The following is a 20,886-nucleotide window of genomic DNA, read 5'->3' as shown; positions in this document are numbered from 1 at the left end:
CGGGTTGTCATGGCGCAGGAAAGGCGGGCAGGGCGCCATCGTGGCACAATGGCCGATATGGGCGCCACCCCGGGCCGCCCGCCGCTTCAGGAGCCGACATGATCCGCACCCTTGCTTCGGCAGCACTGCTGGCTGGACTTGCCGCATGCGCCGCCCCCGATACCAACGCCCCGGCAGTCGCCGCCGGGGCCTGCAACGCTGAACCGGCCCACGTCGTATTCGGCCGCAGCATCACGCCCGCGCTTGAACAGGAAGCGCTGCAAGCCACGGGCGCGCAAACGGTGCGAGTGCTGCGCCCGGGCCAGGTGATTACCAGGGAATACATGGCGGGGCGGTTGAACCTGCAATTGAACAGCGATAACGTGGTGGTGCGCGCCAATTGCGGATGAGAGGCTGCGTATATTCCCGCGGCTTCATTCGTTTCGCCTCTGCCAGGGAGCCGGGATGCGAAATTCTTTCATGGACTCAGCCCAAAATGAAGTCGGTTCATGACTGGATAGCGACATTTCCGAGTCGTGGTATCCGACTTGACCGGCCGCATTCTGGCCGCTGGTCTGGTTGAAAAACTACTGGGTGTTGTAGATCAAGGCTGATGCGGCTCGCGCACGGATCACTATTCCGATTCGTCTGAATGAATTCTGTCCGAAAAGTAAAACACGTAGCTGGCGACAGCCAAAAGGCCAATAAGCAGGCCGGCAGTTACGAGAATGAATGTCATGCTCATTGATTTATATTTCCGTCGGATCATCTGCGGGTAAACACGAGCCCTAGCAGCCAAAATGTAAATCCGGATATCACAAGAATCGACCCGGCGCCAATAGCGATATTCGTTTGCGGCATGACGATGCTCACATAACCGATACCCGCCGTGGTGACGCCGATTTTGCGTAGATCTTCGGCTAAAGCATCCTTGGTTTTGCTGTCCGCTTTTGTGGCCCGCATCAGCCATATGAGAAATTTTTTGCTCATGATTCGAGATGCGCTACATGCTGGTTACTTCGAGGACGTGGCGGCTGATAATTCTTCGTGCAACGACAGAGGCCGCAGCAATATCCCCATTTAACCCGCCAGATACTGCCTTAGTTCCGTAGATTGCACGGCCATTCTCCTTGCTATGCTTGCGAGAATTTAAATTTTTCATTTCAGCGCTAGCCGGCCGAAAAACGTCCTCATGGCAAGGTTGGCTACGTGGCGGCAACAAGGGGCTCCCATGCTGGCCCTATGGTGCCCCTATGGGACGAATCTACTTTAATCAACTCGGGCTGAGTGCCGATGCTACGCGGCGTATTGGACAAGATATGAATAAATTGGCAATAGCCACCCCTGCTATTGCAGATGACGGCTGCGCGATATCCGATCGTCCTATTTATGTTACTCAGCCTCATCTGCCTCCGCTGGAGGAATTTATTCCTTACCTGCGACAGATCTGGGACACCAAGATACTGACCAATGGCGGTCCGATGCATCGCCAACTGGAAGAGGCGCTGTGCGAATATCTGGGTGTGGAGCATATCGCCCTATTCAACAACGGCACTCTTGCGCTTTTGACCGCATTGCAGGCCCTGCGCATAACGGGCGAAGTCATCACTACACCATACTCTTTTGTCGCCACAGCCCATTCTTTGCTGTGGAATGGCATCAAGCCGGTATTTGTCGATATCGACCCGCATACTTTCAATCTCGATCCCGCAAAGATCGAAGCCGCCATCACCCCGCAGACAACGGCAATCGTGCCGGTGCATTGCTACGGACATCCCTGCGACGTCGAGGCGATCCAGAAGATTGCTGACAATTACAACTTGCGTGTCATCTACGATGCCGCTCACGCGTTTGGGGTGCGGGATGCCGGAGGCAGCATACTGCGGCACGGCGACTTGAGCGCTTTGAGCTTCCATGCGACCAAAGTCTTCAATACCTTTGAAGGCGGCGCCATCATATGCCCGGATGCGAAGACCAAATTACGCATCGATCAACTGAAGAATTTTGGCTACGTCGATGAAGTTACCGTGGTAGCTCCAGGCATCAATGGGAAGATGAGCGAGGTCAATGCGGCGTTGGGATTGCTGCAACTGAATTATATAGATCAGGCTCTCGAGAGAAGAAAACAGATCGATCGGACCTACCGTGAGTTGCTCGAAGGCATAAAAGGGATCCGATGCCTGAATGACGCGGGAGAGAAACGGGCGAACTATGCCTACTTCCCGATACTCGTGGGCCACGAGTATCCGCTCAGCCGTGACGCCCTATACCATGGCCTTAAAGATGCAGGTATCCATTCCCGCCGCTATTTTCATCCCTTGATATCGGACTTTCCAATGTATCGAGGATTGTCCTCGGCCCATAGAAGCAATCTTCCGGTCGCAGCGAACGCGGCTCAGCAAGTGCTTTGTCTCCCGATTTATCCCGATCTGGACATGTCGGTGGTTGAGCATATTATCCGTTTTATCGCAGCCCAGTGAAAATGAAAGCGACTCGCGCAATTACTGCTTCGGAGGATGCAAGTTGAAGTTGGCCATTATGCAGCCGTATTTTTTTCCTTATATCGGCTATTTTCAATTAATAGCAGCCGTGGACCTGTTCGTTGTATATGACAATATTAAATATACAAAAAAAGGCTGGATAAATCGAAATCGCATCCTACGAGGGGGAAAAGATGCGACATTTTCGCTAGCTTTGAAAAAAGATTCAGACTATCTTGACATACGTGATCGACACCTGGCTGTAGATTTTAATCGACAAAAATTACTTAATCAATTGCGAGATGCATATATGCATGCTCCATATTTTAAGCAGACATTTCCACTCGTCGAGGGGATTGTGCAGTACAAGAACACTAACTTGTTTTGCTTTTTGCACCATTCTATTTCTCAGATATGTGAGCATTTGGATATTAAAACAAATATCAAAATATCTTCCGATATAGCTATCGACCATAGTTTGAAAAATAAAGAAAAAGTACTCGCCTTATGCAAAGCGGTTAATGCAAGAACCTATGTGAACCCTATTGGGGGCATAGACCTATATTCAAAAGAAACATTCGAACATGAGAATATCGAACTGAAGTTCATCCAAACTAAATATTTTGAATATCCTCAATTCGATGAAGAATTTTTACCATGGTTGTCAATTATTGATGTGTTGATGTTCAACTCACTTGATAAGATTCAATCCCATATTTTAACAAATTATGAATTAATCTGAGCCATGTTCAAGTGGATAAAGCTAGGTAAAGTATTTACGCCCCAGACTGTGGAGAAACGCAGCTGGTTAAAAGAGTTTGCTCAAGCGCCTGCCGTATTGGTGTTCGAGGAATTCATACGGATATATTTTTCTTGCCGCCCACCTGCGGACGAATCGGGGCGATACGTAAGCTATTCCGCCTTTGTGGATTTGGATCGCAATGATCTGTTCAATATTTTAAGAGTTAGTGAAACTCCCATCCTTGCATTAGGTGGCGTGGGCGAGTTCGACGAGTTTGGCACTTACCCTATTTCGGTTATACGGCATGGTGATGAAGTGCGTGCCTATTATGCGGGTTGGACGCGCTGTGAATCCGTTCCATTTAATGTAGCCATTGGAATGGCGATTAGTCAAGATGATGGTAATACCTTTACCAAAATGGGTAACGGCCCGATTATATCATATTCGCTGGATGAGCCATTTATAATGAGCGGCCCTAAGATCAGGAATTTTAATGGGGTTTGGTATTTGTGGTACATAGCGGGACGCAAGTGGAAGGTTGTCGATGGTCGGCCAGAACCTGTCTATAAAATTCGAATGGCCTCGTCGTCGGATGGCTTTCACTGGACTAAGCTCAATAAAGATCTAGTTGAGAGCCGTATTGAGGAGGACGAAGCACAAGCTAGCCCGGATGTATTCTACGCAAATGGTAAATACCATATGTTCTTCTGCTATCGCCATAGCGCACATTATCGCGGTAAAGAAGGAGGTTACCGTATAGGCTATGCATCTAGCCTCAATTTGATTGACTGGATACGCGACGATGCGAAAGCAGGCATCGACGTATCGGAAGTGGGATGGGACTCGGAAATGGTTAGTTATCCGCATGTGTTCGAATTGGATGGAAAGACCTATTTGGCCTATCTGGGCAATCAAGTTGGCCGGGAGGGTTTTGGCCTTGCTGTATTAGATGGGAAACTAGAGTAGCGAATGGATATTATGAAGTGGACAAAACTCGGGAAAATATTTGACCCTACACATCATAGGCTACCAAACGGCTGCACACATTTTGCGCAGTCGCCACAAGTATTGGTATTTGATGAGTTTGTGCGTATCTATTTTTCTACTCGCGCGGTGGACAAGAGTAATGGTAAGTATCTTAGCCACGTTGCCTTTGTGGATATGCGAAAGAATTTCCGTGATGTGATTCGGGTATCTGACCATACGGTTATTCCGCTCGGTACGCTTGGCAGTTTTGACGAGCATGGAATTTTTCCCATGAATGTGCTGCGCCACGACGATGCGATATACGGTTATACGTGCGGATGGAATAGAAGAGTGTCGGTATCGGTCGATACCGGAATTGGCTTGGCCATCAGCCGTGACAATGGCTATACCTTCCAGCGTTTGGGCGATGGCCCTGTATTATCCGCCTCGTTGCATGAGCCATGCCTCGTGGGTGATGGTTTTGTAAAAATCGTCGATGGAATATTTCATATGTGGTACATCTTCGGTACCGGTTGGAAGATATTCGGCTCGGAAGAGAACGCGGACCGTACATATAAGATTGGTCACGCAGTCTCTCGAGATGGAATCAATTGGACCAAAGAAGAAGCGCGACAAATTATTCCGGATTTTCTCGGTAAAGAAGAGAGTCAAGCTCTGCCGACGATCATTAAAGTTGATAACCTCTATCATATGTTTTTTTGCTACCGCCAATCCTTTGACTTCCGAGCAAATAGGGATCGAGGTTACAAAATTGGGCATGCTTGGTCCAGCGATTTGCTGACCTGGACCAGGGGGAGCGAGAATCCGCTTGTACATGGAGAGCCGGGTGAATGGGATTCCGACATGTTGTGCTATCCCCACGTTTTTGAATGTGACGGGAAAATTTATCTTCTTTATAACGGCAATGAATTTGGCCGCTACGGTTTTGGACTGGCGGTTTGGGACACCTAAGTATGGGCGTGGAATTTATGTTGAATCAAGCTAATGTGGGCCAGATTGCGGAACATCTGACCGTTTGCGATACTGATTTCGTTCCACCCTTGAGTGACAGAGTTCAAATTAATAATTATTCGCAGAAACTGGCGATAAATGCCACTAGGTTTGAAGCGTGGTCGGCTGGCTCGCTAGCGGGGCTTGTAGCTGCATATTGCAATAGTCAGGTAATTGATACGACATATATCTCGAGCGTCAGTGTAAATAAAACATGGCGGGGCAGAGGGATTGCGGAAAGCTTATTAAGGCAATGCATTGAATATTCGATAACTTCGGGTATGCATAAGATCTATCTTCAAGTAGGGCACGGAAATTCGCCTGCCATCCATTTATATAAAAAAGCTGGCTTCGCTCAGAATAGCTCGGACGAAGCATTCATTACGATGGTTCTATATTTGAATAGCGGCGGTTAACATGAAGTTCAAACGCGATTACAACACTGAAATAAAAGATACGAATTCCCATAAATATGCCTATAGTTTTGATTTTGATGTAATACATCCTTGCATGATTAAATCGTTCGAGCCTTTCTTCAATGAAGGAAGCTTGCTCGAATTGGGAAGCTTCAAGGGAGATTTTACTCGCAGGTTTCAACCTTATTTTGATGACATAACCTGCGTTGACGCTTCGGATCTTGCTATCGCTGAAGCAAGGAAAAGGGTCGGAGATAAAGTAAAGTTCATCAATTCGACCTTTGAAAAGGCAGTGCTCCCTAAGCGATACGACAATATTGTCATGACACACGTGCTGGAGCACATTGATAGACCGATCGAGATATTGAAACGGATCAATGACGAATGGCTAGCGGAAGGAGGACGTTTTTTTCTGGCTTGTCCCAATGCGAATGCGCCATCGCGGCAGATTGCCGTAAAAATGGGACTGATCACTCATAACGCAGCCGTTACTCCCGACGAAGCAGAACACGGTCATCGTTGCACCTATTCTTTGGATACGCTCGAGCGCGACGCCGTGGCTGCAGGTTTGAAAGTTGTCCATCGCTCCGGTATTTTTTTCAAAGCATTCGCCAATTTTCAGTGGGATAGACTGCTAAATACAGACATCATCTCTGAAGAATATTTGGAGGGATGTTACAAACTAGGTCAGCAGTATCCTGATTTATGTTCCAGTATTTTTTTAATGTGCGAGCAGGGGGAGCAGTTTTGAATACCCTATCATCTGTGCTCGTTTTTCCTATAGATATGGCTCAGTCCGTCGCGTTCGCCGTAACAGCACGTGAGCTCGGCTTAAAAGTGATCATGGCCACATCAGATATCATGGAGTCGGCAAAGCGGAGTGAAGATGTGGTTCATTTACCATACATTACAGATCCGAAATTTAATGATGCATTCATTTGTTTGCTGAAGCGCGAGCGGATCACACAAGTATTTACGCCTCACGCGACGATATGGTCATATTTTCAATCTTTGAGCCAAGACGATGGGTTTTCTGTGAAGTTCAAGGTTTGCAACGAATCGCCGATTGCGATGGACAAGAAACCGTTTGATGTAGCGTATGAGTGGGCGGAGTCGTGTATTTTCGGGCTAAACATGTCCGCCGAGGAATTGGCGGCACCCCTTTCGCCACATCTCTACGCGAATCTTCATCTGGCTTTTAATCGGATCCCTGGTCAGAGCGATGACTGCAAGCTTAGTCTTTTGGCTCATATTGCCAGGCAATCATTGCAGGGCGACGTGATCGAAATTGGATCGTATTACGGTAGGTCAGCATTCGCTTTGGCTTGGCTCGCAAAATGGCATAATCTGGGGACAGTGATTTGCATTGATCCCTGGAAGGCGGAATCAAGTCGGGATCAAGGTATAGCGGCCAAGCTAGTTAATCAGGCCGGTGAGGAGCTCGACTGGGACCAAGTGTTTCTCGGCTTCATTGCCTCAGTGGGCTCGTTTCATAACGTAAATTACATACGAAATTCATCCATGCTAGCCCTGAGTGAATATCGGCTTGCTGCGTCGGCTGGCCTAATTCAATCAGATGAGTTCGGTGCCACACCAGTTTGTGGAAGTATCTCGATTTTGCACATAGATGGCAATCACAAATATGAAGAAATTAAACAGGATATCCTTGCCTGGGTACCTCTAGTTAAAAAGGGTGGCTGGGTGTTGGTGGATGATTATCTATGGGCCTTTGGCGATGGGCCGAAACAGGCCGGCGATGAGCTTCTACAAGAGCGCGCCATTAAAACTGCGTTTGTGGCTGGTGATACTTTATGTATACAGCTTTAATTGCCTGCGCCTGCATAGTGCCCGATTCGGTACGTGCCCACATGAGTTCACTGACCAGCTTGCCTAGCAGGTATTCGCGGCGCTATTTGTCCAGTAGATCTAGGTGAACGTCATGGTCACGTTCACAGTTGTGCAAGGCCTCGACTAGACCGCCGGCGCGAAAGATTGCGGCACTTGTCTATAGATTTTGCTTTTGTGTGTCATAGGTTCCCACCAGTTTTGGGTGAGAACCTATTGTTCCGATTACGGCTACAAACTCCACAGGGCGCTCGTTGGTCGTTACTATCCGAACGCTCAAAGAATCGTGTGGGCATTGTTGCTATCGCTTCGAGACGCTGGGGTATGCTCATGCCGCAGTTGTTCGATTGAGTCGCTTTATATCCTTTTTTGTTTGAATCGATAAGGCCAGGAAGTCAATTCATTGGTTGTTTCGCGATTTCAAAACTTTTGGATTTCTCCCCGGCGCACCAGATTTCCCACATCTGATGCAAGGCGATTTCGAGGTGTTTGGTAACAAATTCGGCGGAATGCCGCGTTAACATGCGTTCGCGCATACCTTGCCTGAGAGCCGACAGTTCATCTGTACGTTGGCTCCACGAGATAGCGGTATCTATATACTCGTTCAGCGTTGTCGTTGTAAAGCCGTGCAGCTCGACCTGGGAAAGAATAGCGCTGGTAGTCCGGCGCGGTATGGTATTTCCTGTCAGGGTAACCGTCGGCACGCCCATCCACATGCCATGAAGAGTGGTGGTGCCGCCACTGTATGGAAAGGTGTCCAACAGCAAATCCACCTGATGATGCAGTCGCAGATAGTCCGGGATGGTTGCCCGGTCTTTAAGAATCAGCCGTTCCGGGCCAATGCCATGCTTGCCAAATTGAGCAGTGACTTCTTTTCGTATCCCGTCATATACATTTCCCAGCATGAATTTGGACGTCGGCACGGCATCCAATATTCGCGCCCATTGGCGGTAGACTTCGTCTCCGATTTTACTCATCCGGTTGAAGCTTGCAAACGTGAAGTAAGGATTCGACATGGCGGGCAGGCCGTTCACCTCGGGGCTGTTGGGCCAAGGCTTGAATGCCGCGGATATCGGCATCAGCGCCAGTTTTTCGGTGAATTGATTCTCGAACAGGGCCGGAGGAGCGAAGTGATTGTCGCTCAGATAATAATCCATGGCGGTCAGGCCCGTCGTGGCGGGGTAGCCTATCCAGCTCACTTGGACCGGCGCTGGCTTTAAGGCGAACATAGGCAGGCGGTTATGGCCTGTATGCCCCGAAAGATCGAAAAGAATGTCAATTGCGTCTGCGTGTATGCGTGCCGCCAGCGCTTCATCGCTCATGGTGCTTGCAGGAACCCATTCCTTCACATAGCCGCGTAGACGCCTGCTGACGTTATCGTGCACGGGAGATGCCTGGTATGCATAGATTTCAAACGACGTTTTATCGATATGCTGCCATATGGGTTCGATAAAGTTCGCAACCGCGTGGTCATACAAGTCCCCGGAGACAAACCCCAGCCGCAGCGGCCTATCGGTGTTTTTGATATTGGTGTGCAATAGCTTGGGTATCTTGCGCACAAACGCCTCTACCCGCCGTCCATAGTCCTGGTGCGCCTCGACAAAGCGTTCCGCGCTGATGTCGGCCGACTGGCTCAAGGTGAAAAGTTGATTGCTTAGAATTCTGAAGTTGTTGGGTTCGAGCTTGAGTGTTCTCTCATTCCACTCCACGGCTTCTTTGATATTGCCGAGATCGCCCAATACGTTGGCGAGATTGGCGGAGGCAATCGCGCTGTGGGGCGCCACGTTGACCATATGCTGGTAGCAGATCCGGGCCTGGGCCGGCATCGTGCAATGACGGTAGTGGTTGCCCATGTTGTTCCAGGCGTCGGCGTTTTGAGGATCGAGGATCAGAGCGCGCGCCGCATTCAGGCGTGAATCGACCCACATCTGGGTCTGGTTGAGGCAAGCGCTAAGGTGCGCGTAGGGATTGGATGCCGACGGTTTCAGGGCGATTGCCTTGAGGGCGAATTCAAAGCAGTCATCGACCCGGTTTGACTCGATAGCGATAATGGTCGCCATGTTCCAGCTCGATGGATGATCGGGAAATTTCTCGGTGAGCCGCTGCGCGCTGTCCGCCGCCTCCGCAAGCTTTCCTTGCTTCTTGAGCTGTAGGATGTGCTTGAGCTGTTGCTGAGAAGGACTCGGGGCGGTATCTTCCGCTTTCCGTGAATGAATGCCATACCCGGCCTTGCCCTGACGGGTGGTCGGATTGGCTGCATCGCATCGGCTTAAGACGTTGGCATAGACGAAGAGCGGCCCGACGGCGGCGAGTTTTTGCTCCCGCGTTCCTTTGGCGTTCTTCAACTGGGCCTGGTAGTAGGCAAGCCAGGCGCTATCGCAGCCAATAAGCGCGCCCAGCCGTTTCAGGATGGTGACGACCGAGATCAGCGCTGCCGGATCAGCCGCGTCATTGTCGTGCAGCGCCGCGATATTGGTCGCGCCGTCGAACATGGCCAGCAGTTCCCGCTGTTTGCCGGTAAGCCTTATCGTCTGGGTATCGTGCCAAAGATTGAATGTCGCTATTTCACATGCCGTTGGCTGTGCGGCAAGATGCGCGGCGCTCACGCATGGAATAAAAGCCAGGTTCGCGTTCCGGGCCTGGTCATAGGGGCCGGCGCCCAGGCTGTATCGTAATATGCCTTTCTCGAACAGCGATTCCAGCGCTCGCTGGACCGCTTTGGTATGCTGTTGCTCGTCAGCGCATTCGACATCGACTTGCTGTGTGCAGAATACGAGGTCGGCGTAGCTGAGCGTCGCCGGCCACGCATCGTCCAGGGCGGAAAGAATATGGATGGCATAGGGGTTGTCCAGATCGACCTTGATGCCCTTAGGGTTGATGAAGGTGGCGTGGCTGATCGTCTGTTTGCGGCTTGCGCCCACCCATTGAAAATTGGCGGCCCAGCGCAGGTCGGTAAACCGCCCGAGATCCGGTAATGAAAGAATCGTGTCGGTTCGCTCCTGCCTGATGAATAGGCTTCTGCGAAATTGCCGGCCCATTGCGAAGTCCAGATATTGCTGGCGCATGACCTTGGGCTGTCCGATGGCCATGAGACTGTGGTTCAGCTGGACGTTCTTTCCGAAGATGGATGATATTTCATTGTGGGGCAGGGCATCGCCTATATAGCTGAGCCCCCCTTCGCCAGCCGCGCCCGCGAACTCGACAAAGTAAAACGCGGAAGTGGACGCCTGCAGGAAATCGCTATTCAAATAGTATTCCGGGTGTTCGCGTATCCGCGCTATGGCGGAAAGGATCTCGGCTTTTTGTGGATGGCCCTCAAACAGGCCGTCCGACATCAGCGTCAGCATTGCGGTTGCGCCGCCCAGGGCCTCGGCCGCGGTTTGGGCGCTGTGAGTATGCATTTGCATTGCATCGCGCAATGTATCGCCCGCTTTCCAGCCGGGGTAAGTGTTGTAGCTGATGTAGGCTAGCCCCTGGGCGGACAGATTGTCGCGGCAGATGCGCATAATGGCCGCGCGCACATCGGACGGCGCCCAGGTAAATCCGTCATGCGCGATGATGTAGTCGAATTCGCCCAGCGACTGGTCGATATCGGTAAAAGGCTGCGCCAGCAGTTCGAGGTTTTTCACACCCAAGTCCTGTATGGCCTGGCGTCCGGCCTGGATTTCATCGGGCCACATATCGATGCCGACCACCCTGGCGTCAGGATACGCCAGGGCAAAAGGCAGCAGATTGCCCCCTGCGCCGCAGCCTAGCTCAAGGACCCGCGCGGCCTCCAGGGGAACGCTCGATACTCCGTACAGATGAGCGGCGGCGCGAAGATGGCCGGGCGACGTGTAGAAAAAACTTGCACTGGTCTGCCGCGCGTCGGAAGGCAAGGCGCTGTCACCGGTAATTGGGTTTGTGGTGTTCAAGAGGGCTCCGAAGCGAAAACGATATGTAGCGTTCAAGCGTACCAAAAATGGCTGAAAGCAAAGCGCGAAACAGCGGGCTTTTTTTACTGTGCCGGTTGCGGCATGAAAAAGCCCCCGCCATGGGCGGGGGCTTACGCGCAAGCTGGCCCTGTTTGGGCGCAGCCTGCTGTACTGCTTAGCGCAGAAGCGACAACACAGTTTGGGGAACCTGGTTGGCTTGAGCCAATACCGAGGTGCCCGCTTGCTGCAGGATCTGAGCGCGGGTCATGTTGGACACTTCAACAGCGTAGTCGGCGTCCTCGATGCGCGAGCGGGCGGTGGACAGGTTGGTCACCGTGTTGCTCAGGTTGGCGATCGTCGATTCGAAGCGGTTTTGTACGGCACCCAGCTCGCTGCGCAGCGAGTCGACTTGGGCGAGGGCCTTGTCCAGGGTAGCCAGGGGGTCTGCGGTGGCATCGCCTTTGCTGGTCTTGCTGGTGGTCAGCTTGCCTGCCGAGTTGAGGTATACGGCATCGCCCTTGTTGTCGCCGGTGGCGACGGTGACGGCGCCGGTGTCAGCGTCCACGGCATAAGAGCTGGTGACTTGGGAATCCGTCGTGAAGCTGCCGCTTTCTGTGCGGGAGTCGACGAAGGTGCCAGTCGATACGCCGTCTTCACCCAGGTCGATCACGCCGCCGATCACCGAGTCGCCAAGAGTGACGGTCGTGGTGCCGCCAGTATTGGTTTTGATGATGTTCTGCAGGTCAGCGCTGCTGATGGTCGATTCGAAGCTGATTACGCCTGTCACAGCAGCGGTAGCCGCTGCCGTAGTCGTGTATGTCTTGCCACCCACCGTGATGCTTGCGTCTTGTTCACGCGCAATGGTCTCGATCACATTGTCCAATGTGGCGGCTACTGCGCCGGTGCCGCTGTTGGCGGTCAGAACACCGTCTTTCACAAACAGCGCGTCGCCGTTGCTGGCGGTCAGCTTGCCGTCAGAAGCGATGTTGATGCCATTGTGCGTTTCGCCGCCGATTGTCACGCTGACGTTGGTTTTCGCGCCCGTGCCGATCTCAGCCTTGACGCCAGTGACCAGCGCTGCCAAGTCTGCCGTAGCCGTGCCCACGCCGGCAGCCGAAGCGCTGTCGTCGTAGCTGAAGTTCCCCGTCGTTGCGTCGTAAGTATAGGTTGTCGTGGCTGTGCCGTTATTTACGGCAACGGTATTGCCATCGGCCAGGCGCGCGAAGGCTTCGGAGGTTTTTACGCCATCGAATTTCGTAACGACGTCATAATTGTCGCCAACCTTGCTGCCGCCGGCGGCCAATACGTCGCTGAGCGATGCTTCTTTGTTGGGTACTTCGACCTTGCCGGATACATTGAAGCCCGACAGGCCCAGTGTTTTGGCGTTGATCTGTTTCAGGTTGATCGAGATGGTTTCATTGTCATTGGCGCCGACCTGGACCGTCAGCTTATTGTCCTGGGCAAGGACTTTGACGCCGTTGAACTGGGTTTGAGCCGATACGCGGTCGATTTCGTCGAGGCGCTGGGTGATTTCTTCCTGGATCGATTGCAGGTCGGAGTCGGAGTTCGAGCCGTTGGCTGCTTGGACCGACAATTCGCGGACGCGTTGCAAGTTGTTGTTGATTTCGTTCAACGCGCCTTCGGTCGTCTGGGCAACCGAGATACCGTCGTTGGCGTTACGTGTGGCCTGTGTCAGGCCCTTGATGTTCGCCGTGAAGCGGTTGGCGATGGCTTGGCCGGCGGCGTCGTCTTTGGCGCTGTTGATGCGCAGGCCAGAGGAAAGACGCTCAATGGCAGTGCCCAGAGCCGACTGCGATTTAGCTAGGTTGCCTTGGGCAATCAGGGCAAGCGAGTTGGTGTTAATAACAGCCATGGAAAACTCCTAATGGAAATAAAACGGCGAATCTTGCTCCGCCTGGTTGCCAAGAAGAAAAAAGCCCGTTCTGTGCTGTATTGCTGCCTATGTACCGCAGTAAAGCAAAGCCGGTTTCTTCCTGTTCACAGGCATTAACGGCGGCGAGGCCGGGAACTTTAGGGCCGCTGGCCTGGATTTCGACGTGTGGATGAGGATCCTGTCTCGCAGGAGCGATGCGGCCAGCTACATACTTCTCCCCCGGACAGTTATGTGGGCTAGGGCTATCTCCGCTACCATTACCGTTGACGCTCGGAATCACTACGCTGAAACCCGTTTCCAGGCGGTAGGACGCGCCATCAGCTTGCGCAAGGCGAACGCCAGGGAGTTGAATCGCTCTGCCAAAACTTAAGCCCGCTACTATTTTTTCCACGCCGCACTGCGTTGACTGGAGCGCGGGCCGCCACGCCGCTTGCTCGCAAAAATTGATGAATACGCCACGCGGCATCATCAGACCCGTAGTGGTTTTCTGGCCGAGGCGGCGAGAGCAGCCATGACGTAAAGCGTGCATGCCTCTCATGCCTTTCTTCCGAATAACCCAAACGCTTAGGTTTTGCTATAATGCCTACAGTACTCGCTGTCGATGGAACGCGAGTCGTTATCTATCCCAACGATCACCGTCCAGCGCATGTCCATACTATCGGTAGCGGCTGTGAAGCCGTATTTAGCTTGCACTGTCCAAAAGGGCCACCAGAATTGCGCGAGAACTATGGATTTTCTACCAAGGAACTGATAAGGATCGTCAATGCCTTGGCCGGTAACTTGGCAGCACTGTGTACTGCGTGGAGGCATATACATGGACATTACTGAAGCTACGATCAAGGCGGCAAATCAACGTGCGGCGACAGCGAAAGCCGCTATTCCATCCGCGATCTCGATCCGCTACGACGTTGAAACTGCCCGTATCGTTATTTTGCTTGAGTCTGGACTGGAATTGGCTTTCCCGCTCAGCGACGTGCAAGGGTTGGAGCACGCTCGGCCGATCGATCTGGCCGATGTCGAAATCACGCCGTCCGGCTTAGGTATTCACTTTCCGCGCTTGGATGCGGATATATACCTTCCTGCTCTGCTGGAAGGCTTTCTGGGCACAGAGCGTTGGATGGCCGCCCAAATGGGCAAGCGGGGCGGCAAGGCGTCTACAGGGGCAAAAGCTGCTGCCGCCCGCGAGAACGGAAAGCTGGGCGGCCGGCCCAGGAAGGTCAAAGATATTGCGGTTTGATGCCGCAGTCATTCGTCTTGCCGAGTCAGCGGGCGGCGCCGGCCAGCAAGCTTTCATAGGGAATATGCAGGCCGTCGTGCAGGCGCTTGATCATGCCCAGGCTCAACGGGCGCTTGCGATTCAGCACCTCGGATACCCGCCCGCTGGAGCCTATATATTCCTGCAGGTCATGGGGAGTGAGGCCCTGCTGGTCCATGCGGAACTTGATCGCTTCGATGGGGTCGGCTGGGCTGATGGGGTAGTTTTTATTTTCGTAAGATTCGATCAGCGTCACCAGTATTTCCATTTCGTCGGCTTCAGGGCTGCCTTGGCCGGCCTGGAAAATAGCCTCAAGGCGGCGGAAGGCAGCCTGCAAGTCTTGGTCGTTGCGGATGGGTTTAATATTCATTGATGGTCTCCACGTCGATTTGGTCATACTGAGCATGCGTGCCAATAAATTTCACCCAGACAATACCCGCTCGATACTGCACTTCTGCGACTAAACGGTATTTGTTTCCGCCTATGTTGAACACTACCCTGTTATTAGCACAGATACTCGCGTTTCGGTATTGGTCTTTGATGCTTTGAGGCGATTCCCATGAAGCGCTGATGGCTTCTTCATACCAGCTTTCCAAGGGGCCTTGGGCGTCTTTATGCGGGGGTTGTTGCCAAAATTTTCTCAAGGCGCTTTTGGCAATAACTCGCATAGTAAGCTTGTCCTCCCAATTTGGGAGAATAATACAAAAAAGTTTGTTCTTATTCAAGCTGTGGGTAGTACCATAGTCGGCCTGTCCAGGCCGATGCGGGTACGGGGGATTTTCCCCGCAGAATTGGCAAGTGAAAAAAAGGGCCGGTTCCTTTTGAAACCAGCCCTTTATTTAGTAAAACTTCACTTTTTTATCATGCCACCCTAGTACAGCACCCGCGGCAGCCACAGTCCGATGGCCGGGAACAGGTACAGCAGCACGATGGCAATGATCTGTATCCCCATGAAGGGCAGCATGCCCGCGAAGATCTGGTTCAGCGTCACGTGGGGCGGCGCCACTCCCTTCAGATAGAAGGCCGACATGGCGACCGGGGGCGACAGGAAGGCGGTCTGCAGGTTCAGCGCCACCAGCAGGCCGAAGAACAGCGGGTCGATCTGGTAGTGCGCCAGCAGCGGCAGGAAGATGGGCATGAAGATCACGATGATTTCCGTCCATTCCAGCGGCCAGCCCAGCAGGAAGATCACGATCTGGGCCAGGATCATGAATTGCACGGGGGTGAGCTCCATGCCCATGACCCAGGTATTGATGATTTCCTGTCCGCCCAGCAGCGCGAAGGCGGCCGAGAATATGCTGGAGCCCACGAACAGCCAGCACACCATGGCGCTGGTCTTGGCCGCCAGGTAGACAGATTCCTTCATCATTGCCAGGTTCAGGCGCCGGTAGGCCAGCGCCAGCAGTATGCCGCCGAAGGAGCCCATCGCCGCGGCCTCGGATGGCGTGGCCAGGCCGAATACGATGCTGCCCAGCACCGCCAGGATCATGATGGCCAGGGGAAAGAAGGAACTGAGCAGCATCTTGAAGATCTCAAGCCGCGCAAAGGTGAAGAAGGCATAGAAAATCGCGAATGCGACAGTGCCTATGGCCAGGAGGATCCAGAACGTCAGGGGCGCAGGCCGGCTTTCGTTGGGTTCGGCCGCGGCTGCTTCCCCGGCGGTTTCGGGCTCGTCGGGTTCCGCGCTGGCGGCTGCCGCCTCGGGTTCGGCCAGGCCGCCTTCGATTTCCGGCTCCTGCAATCCGCCGCTTTCAAAATGGCTGCTGCCGTCCGATTGCCCGCTGAATCCCATTTCGACCAGGCCGCTCGCGGCTTGCGGCAACGGCGCCGTCACGATTTTGTAGCTCAGGCCCATGACGGCGACGAAAACCAGGGCGGGAATCAGGGCGATGGCCAGGTTGTTGAACAGCGTGCTCATGGGCACCGCGGCGTTGCGCTTGCCTTTGATGGCGCCTATCAGGCCTGGCACTACCCGGTTGCTGATGGTGCGCTTGGCGATCTCGGCGAATTCCGGCAGGGTGACCCGCCGCTCTTCCTGCGACAGCGGCGGCGCTATTTTGGGGTTGAGCTTGGCCACGACCATGATGTACACGACGTAGAGGCCCGCCAGCATGATGCCGGGAAAGAAGGCGCCCGCGTACAGCTTGACCACCGATACGCCGGCCACCGCGCCGTAGACGATGAGCAATACCGAGGGCGGGATCATGATGCCCAGGCAGCCGCCGGCCGTGATGGCGCCGGCCGAGAGCCTGACGCTGTAGCCGGCCTTGAGCATGGCCGGCAGCGCCAGCAGGCCCATCAGCGTGACCACCGCGCCGACGATGCCGGTGGCGGTGGCGAATACGGCGCAGGTGACCACGGTCGCCACGGCCAGGGATCCCGGCACGCGCGCCATGACGAGGTGCAGGCTTTTGAACAGCTTTTCGATCAGGTTGGCGCGCTCGACCAGGTAGCCCATGAAGATGAACAGGGGCACGGCGATCAGCACGTCATTGGTCATGACGGCGTAAGTGCGCAGCACCATCAGGTCCAGCGTCTGTTCGATGGCTATCTGCGTTCCCATGTTGCGGTAGGCCAGATAGGTGAACATGACCCCCATGCCCATCAGGGTGAAGGCCGTGGGAAAGCCCAGCATGATCGTCACCACGATCAGGCCCAGCATCAGCAGGCCGAGATGGCCGTTGGTGATGTCCGCCGGCGCCGGCATTAATATGAACAGGGCGATAATGACTGCGGCCAATATGGAAAGGCCAAACCAGACTTCTTTTCTCATGAATGGTTTCCCTTTTGTTGCTGGACGACGATTTTGTCGAGTTCATCCATGTCCGGGTCGACCTGCACCAGGTCCTTGAGCTTGTCGACGTCGACTTCTTCCACGTCCTTGTCGCGCCGTGGCCAGCTGCCGCGCTTGAGGCACTCTATGCAGTAGACGACTTCCACGAAGCCCTGGAACAGCAGGGTGATGCCGGCCAGCGGGATAATGGCCTTGAACGGATAAATGGGCGGGCCATCGGCCGTGATGGTGGAGTGCTCGCTGATCACCCACGATTCGGCGGCATAGTTGTAGCCGGCCCAGCACAGGGCGATCACGCCCGGGAAGAAGAACAGGATGTAAAGGCTCAGATCCAGCCCGGCCTGCAGGCGCGGCGGGAAAAAGCCATACAGCACGTCGCCGCGCACATGCCCGTTCTTGGACAAGGTGTAGGCGCCCGCCATCATGAACAGGGCGCCATACATCATGTTCATGGCGTCGAAAGCCCATGAATGGGGCGCGCCCAGCGCGTATCGCGAAAACACTTCATACGTCACGAACAGGGTCAACACCAGGACGAACCAGCCGAACAGCTGTCCGATCCAGGTGTTCACCCGGTCAATAGTTAGCAAAATATTCTGCATGGTAGATTCACCTTGCTGGGGAATAGCAGCGGGGGGGCGGATGGCGACGCCAGAACCTGGTCCGCTCCTGGGCAGCCGATCAAAACGCCACCCTGCGACGGGTGGCATTCAACGCAACAGAGCCGCGGCTTAGCTCTTCTTGGGGGCCGCTTTCCGGCCGAAGTAATGGTTGTAGGCCATGCGGCGGTTGTTGTTGGTGTCCATGTCCCACGCCATGGCGCGCGCGGCGAACGCCCTTTGCGAGGTTTCGATCTCCTTGAACATGGGGTTGGTCTTGCTTTTCTCGGCGACGATCTGGTCCCACACGGTAAGCTGCTGCTGCAGGATGGCGTCGGGAGTCTTGTAGAACTTGACGCCGTCTTCCTTTTGCAGCTTGATGTAGTCTTGCGAGTAGCGGTCGACCGCCTTCCACGACATGTCGGCCGAGGACGCCTCGACGGCGTTGGCGATGATGGCCTTCATTTTTTCCGGCAGGGCGGCATACTTGTCTTTGTTGAAAATGATCTCGAAGGTTTCCGATGACTGGTGGAAGCTTTGCAGCATGCAGACTTTGGATACGTCCGGAAAGCCCAGCAGGCGGTCGGAGGTGGCGTTGTTGAATTCGGCGCCGTCCAGCAGGCCGCGGTCCAGCGCCGGCACGATTTCGCCGCCCGGCAAGGCGTTGACGGCGGCGCCCATGGCGGTGAACAGGTCGATGGCCAGGCCGTTGGTGCGGAATTTCAGGCCTTTGAGGTCCTCGACTTTGGTGACCGGCTTCTTGAACCAGCCGAAAGGCTGCGTCGGCATCGGGCCGCTCAGGAAGGACTGCACATTGCCGCCGATGGAATCGTACAGCTTGGCCAATAGTTCCTTTCCGCCGCCATATTTGTGCCACGACAGGATCATGTTGGCATCCATGCCGAACGCCGGGCCGGACGAGAACAGCGCCAGGGCGTTCTGCTTGCCGTAGTTGTAGCCCAGCACCCCGTGGCCGCCGTCCAGCGTGCCTTTGGACACGGCGTCGAGCAGGGCGAAAGCCGGCACGACGGCGCCCGCCGGCAACACTTCTATTTTCAGTTCTCCCCCGGTCATGTCATTGATTTTCTTGGCGAAATCCAGTGCGTATTCATGGAAGATATCGACCGTCGGCCATGTGCTCTGAAATCGGAAATTGATCGGAGTTTGCGCGCTGACAATGGAGGGAAACCCCATCGACATCACGGCTGCCGTTCCCGCAGCCGCCCCGCCCAGAAATTGCCGGCGCGAGGACTTGCCTTGACCCGCTGTGCTGACTTCCTTCGTGCTGCTTTTCATTTTTTGTCTCCTGGCTTTTATATGCTATATGTCGTAGGTTGCAACAAGGTACAAACACTCAACTGCCGTGGCATTTATAGGCTATCCAAATACGGCAGTCAACAAGCTGTAAGGTTGACAAGGCAGGCGTTTGGCGGCTTGGCGGATGGGATGAAAGGAAGTTGAAAGCAAGCATCCATGCGGCTTGCGAAGATCTTGAAGCTTAAAAGTTACTGAATGGAAGGCCTGCGCGCGGAGCGGTGGAGCAGGGTTATTACGTAGAAATTCAGCCGGTTTTTTTCGCCGGATGTGGCTTACCTTCACATTTTTTTGTCACGGCGGCGCATCGCCCCGCCGCATGCCGGCGATCCCTGGTTCAGAAGTCGACTGCGGCTCAGAAGTCGACTGCCAGGCTGGCCGAGGCGGCCCGGCCCGGGGCGGTATACGCGGCCAGGCGCGCTCATGGCTTTCCCGTTTATGAGCGTTATATTTTCATCGTGATGTTCGCTCCTGGCGGGCGCACGCATGGTTGCCGCAACGGCAACTGGCGCTCTTTCTTGCGATTTCCCGGCTTCAGGCCCTCTTGTTTTTCGCGCCGCCCTGGCGGGCGTTGAAGCGCGGGTTGGACTTGCAGATCACGTAGATGCGGCCGCGCCGCTTGACGACCTGGCAGTCGCGGTGGCGATTCTTGGCGTCTTTCAGGGACGAGAGGACTTTCATTTCAAACTCCGGGGCAGGGGAAGGATTGCGCGGATTCGGCCATGCTTTTGTCGCGCAGGCATGACAAGAAGTGTGCGTGATGTTATAACATAACATATTTGAACTGGAGAAATAATGAACTCATTGACACGCCTTGGCGCCGCAATCGTGCTTGCCAGCGCGCCGCTGTTTGGCTTCGCGGCGAGCCAGCCGGTCAACATCGTGGCGGCGGAAAACTTTTATGGCGATATCGCCGAACAGCTTGGCGGCCCGCATGTGCGCGTCACCAGCATCCTGAGCAAGCCCGACCAGGACCCCCATTTGTTCGAGGCCAGCGTCTCTACCGCCAAAGCGCTGAGCGGGGCCCGGCTGGTGATCTATAACGGCATAGACTACGACCCCTGGATGGACAAGCTGCTGGCCGCGGCCAAAGCGCCCGGCCGCAAGACCATCGTGGCGGCCCAGTTGCTCGGCAGGAAGGCGGGCGACAATCCGCATTTATGGTACGACCCGGCCACGATGCCCGCGGTCGCCAAAGCGATTGCCGCCGAACTGGAAATCGCCGACCCGGCGAACAAGGCCGACTACCGGCGGCGCCTGCAGGACGTGCTTGCCTCGTTGCAGCCATTGAACGAGAAAATCCAGGCCATACGCGCGCAATACGCCGGCGCGCCGGTCACGGCCACCGAGCCCGTATTCGGCTACATGGCCGAGGCGCTGGGCCTGGCCATGCGCAACGGCGAGTTCCAATTGGCGGTCATGAACGATACTGAACCCAGCGCCCGCCAGATTGCCGCGTTCGAAAACGACCTGAAGACCGCCCAGGTCAAAATACTGTTCTACAACAAGCAGGTGTCGGACCAGGCGGCCGAGCGGGCCAGGCGGATCGCTCTGGACCACAAGGTGTCGGTCGTGGGCGTGACCGAAACCAAGCCGGCCGGAAAAAGCTATCAGGAATGGATGCTCGACCAGCTCGCCGCCACGCAGCGCGCCTTGTCCGGATCAGCCGGAAAATAG

Annotated in this window: 21 protein-coding genes; 11 read left to right on the top strand and 10 right to left on the bottom strand. The window is 54.4% G+C overall.

Annotation, left to right across the window (positions count from 1 at the left end; genetic code table 11):
* The first annotated feature begins 98 nt into the window (after positions 1-98).
* Positions 99-389, top strand: coding sequence for an I78 family peptidase inhibitor (locus BUB23_RS19065; protein ID WP_073106271.1), 291 nt, complete (start codon positions 99-101; stop codon positions 387-389).
* Positions 390-744: 355 nt separating this feature from the next.
* Here the strand turns inward: BUB23_RS19065 and BUB23_RS19060 are convergent, their stop codons facing one another.
* Complete coding sequence (locus tag BUB23_RS19060) at positions 745-969, bottom strand: hypothetical protein (protein ID WP_073106268.1); 225 nt, start codon at positions 967-969, stop codon at positions 745-747.
* Between the two features lie 329 nt (positions 970-1,298).
* Here BUB23_RS19060 and BUB23_RS19055 point away from each other — a divergent pair, with 329 nt between their 5' ends.
* From BUB23_RS19055 to BUB23_RS19025, 7 genes are read left to right on the top strand one after another with little or no spacing between them, the layout of a single operon-like run.
* Entirely contained in the window at positions 1,299-2,459 is a 1,161-nt protein-coding gene (locus tag BUB23_RS19055; protein WP_084136132.1) for a DegT/DnrJ/EryC1/StrS family aminotransferase, read from the top strand.
* 43 nt (positions 2,460-2,502) lie between these two features.
* Entirely contained in the window at positions 2,503-3,201 is a 699-nt protein-coding gene (locus BUB23_RS19050; RefSeq protein ID WP_073106265.1) for a WbqC family protein, read from the top strand.
* A gap of 3 nt (positions 3,202-3,204) precedes the next feature.
* Positions 3,205-4,167, top strand: coding sequence for a glycoside hydrolase family protein (locus BUB23_RS19045; RefSeq protein ID WP_073106263.1), 963 nt, complete (start codon positions 3,205-3,207; stop codon positions 4,165-4,167).
* A gap of 3 nt (positions 4,168-4,170) precedes the next feature.
* Positions 4,171-5,139 (top strand): glycoside hydrolase family protein, encoded by a 969-nt coding sequence (locus tag BUB23_RS19040; RefSeq protein WP_084136131.1) that lies wholly within the window; start codon positions 4,171-4,173, stop codon positions 5,137-5,139.
* Positions 5,140-5,156: 17 nt separating this feature from the next.
* A complete protein-coding gene (locus tag BUB23_RS19035) occupies positions 5,157-5,594 on the top strand; it encodes a GNAT family N-acetyltransferase (RefSeq protein WP_178372354.1) in 438 nt (145 codons plus the stop codon).
* A gap of 1 nt (position 5,595) precedes the next feature.
* Positions 5,596-6,345, top strand: a complete 750-nt coding sequence (locus tag BUB23_RS19030; RefSeq protein ID WP_073106258.1) for a class I SAM-dependent methyltransferase — start codon at positions 5,596-5,598, stop codon at positions 6,343-6,345.
* Positions 6,342-7,421 (top strand): class I SAM-dependent methyltransferase, encoded by a 1,080-nt coding sequence (locus BUB23_RS19025; RefSeq protein ID WP_178372353.1) that lies wholly within the window; start codon positions 6,342-6,344, stop codon positions 7,419-7,421. The genes BUB23_RS19030 and BUB23_RS19025 overlap by 4 nt, the downstream gene beginning before the upstream one ends.
* A gap of 413 nt (positions 7,422-7,834) precedes the next feature.
* Here BUB23_RS19025 and BUB23_RS19020 read toward each other — a convergent pair whose 3' ends face one another.
* The 3 genes from BUB23_RS19020 to BUB23_RS27435 all read right to left on the bottom strand — a co-directional run bounded on the left by BUB23_RS19020 (position 7,835) and on the right by BUB23_RS27435 (position 13,776).
* Positions 7,835-11,317 (bottom strand): O-linked N-acetylglucosamine transferase family protein, encoded by a 3,483-nt coding sequence (locus tag BUB23_RS19020; protein WP_073106252.1) that lies wholly within the window; start codon positions 11,315-11,317, stop codon positions 7,835-7,837.
* A 211-nt stretch (positions 11,318-11,528) separates the two neighbouring features.
* Positions 11,529-13,226: a FliC/FljB family flagellin gene (locus tag BUB23_RS19015; protein ID WP_073106249.1), complete on the bottom strand. Its 1,698-nt coding sequence runs from the start codon at positions 13,224-13,226 to the stop codon at positions 11,529-11,531.
* Positions 13,213-13,776 carry a hypothetical protein gene (locus BUB23_RS27435; RefSeq protein ID WP_245801322.1) on the bottom strand — a complete coding sequence of 188 codons (564 nt, stop codon included), beginning with the start codon at positions 13,774-13,776 and terminating at the stop codon, positions 13,213-13,215. Before BUB23_RS27435 ends, BUB23_RS19015 begins: the two co-directional genes overlap by 14 nt.
* 50 nt (positions 13,777-13,826) lie before the next feature.
* Between BUB23_RS27435 and BUB23_RS27880 the strand changes: the two genes are divergently transcribed.
* Together BUB23_RS27880 and BUB23_RS18995 are read left to right on the top strand one after the other, a co-directional pair.
* Positions 13,827-14,075 carry a DUF4160 domain-containing protein gene (locus BUB23_RS27880; RefSeq protein ID WP_073106240.1) on the top strand — a complete coding sequence of 83 codons (249 nt, stop codon included), beginning with the start codon at positions 13,827-13,829 and terminating at the stop codon, positions 14,073-14,075.
* Positions 14,062-14,484 (top strand): DUF2442 domain-containing protein, encoded by a 423-nt coding sequence (locus BUB23_RS18995; RefSeq protein ID WP_073106237.1) that lies wholly within the window; start codon positions 14,062-14,064, stop codon positions 14,482-14,484. The genes BUB23_RS27880 and BUB23_RS18995 overlap by 14 nt, the downstream gene beginning before the upstream one ends.
* 25 nt (positions 14,485-14,509) lie before the next feature.
* Here the strand turns inward: BUB23_RS18995 and BUB23_RS18990 are convergent, their stop codons facing one another.
* The 6 genes from BUB23_RS18990 to ykgO form a co-directional block, all read right to left on the bottom strand.
* Positions 14,510-14,872, bottom strand: a complete 363-nt coding sequence (locus BUB23_RS18990; protein WP_073106235.1) for a helix-turn-helix domain-containing protein — start codon at positions 14,870-14,872, stop codon at positions 14,510-14,512.
* A complete protein-coding gene (locus tag BUB23_RS18985; protein ID WP_425439561.1) occupies positions 14,862-15,227 on the bottom strand; it encodes a type II toxin-antitoxin system HigB family toxin in 366 nt (121 codons plus the stop codon). Before BUB23_RS18985 ends, BUB23_RS18990 begins: the two co-directional genes overlap by 11 nt.
* A 146-nt stretch (positions 15,228-15,373) precedes the next feature.
* Complete coding sequence (locus BUB23_RS18980) at positions 15,374-17,275, bottom strand: TRAP transporter large permease (RefSeq protein ID WP_073106230.1); 1,902 nt, start codon at positions 17,273-17,275, stop codon at positions 15,374-15,376.
* The gene (locus BUB23_RS18975) at positions 17,272-17,898 is read right to left on the bottom strand and encodes a TRAP transporter small permease subunit (protein WP_073106225.1); all 627 of its coding nucleotides are present in this window, start codon (positions 17,896-17,898) and stop codon (positions 17,272-17,274) included. The genes BUB23_RS18980 and BUB23_RS18975 overlap by 4 nt, the downstream gene beginning before the upstream one ends.
* Before the next feature lie 129 nt (positions 17,899-18,027).
* Complete coding sequence (locus tag BUB23_RS18970) at positions 18,028-19,191, bottom strand: TRAP transporter substrate-binding protein (RefSeq protein WP_073106221.1); 1,164 nt, start codon at positions 19,189-19,191, stop codon at positions 18,028-18,030.
* A 552-nt stretch (positions 19,192-19,743) separates the two neighbouring features.
* Positions 19,744-19,890: a type B 50S ribosomal protein L36 gene (gene ykgO, locus BUB23_RS18965; protein WP_073106216.1), complete on the bottom strand. Its 147-nt coding sequence runs from the start codon at positions 19,888-19,890 to the stop codon at positions 19,744-19,746.
* Positions 19,891-20,004: 114 nt separating this feature from the next.
* Here ykgO and BUB23_RS18960 point away from each other — a divergent pair, with 114 nt between their 5' ends.
* The gene (locus BUB23_RS18960; protein WP_073106211.1) at positions 20,005-20,886 is read left to right on the top strand and encodes a metal ABC transporter solute-binding protein, Zn/Mn family; all 882 of its coding nucleotides are present in this window, start codon (positions 20,005-20,007) and stop codon (positions 20,884-20,886) included.

Origin of the sequence: Pollutimonas bauzanensis, assembly GCF_900129885.1 — a bacterium.
Taxonomy (GTDB): Bacteria; Pseudomonadota; Gammaproteobacteria; order Burkholderiales; family Burkholderiaceae_B; genus Pollutimonas; species Pollutimonas bauzanensis.
Note: the sequence above shows the minus strand (reverse complement) of the source record. Positions and strands in the feature narration are given on the sequence as shown.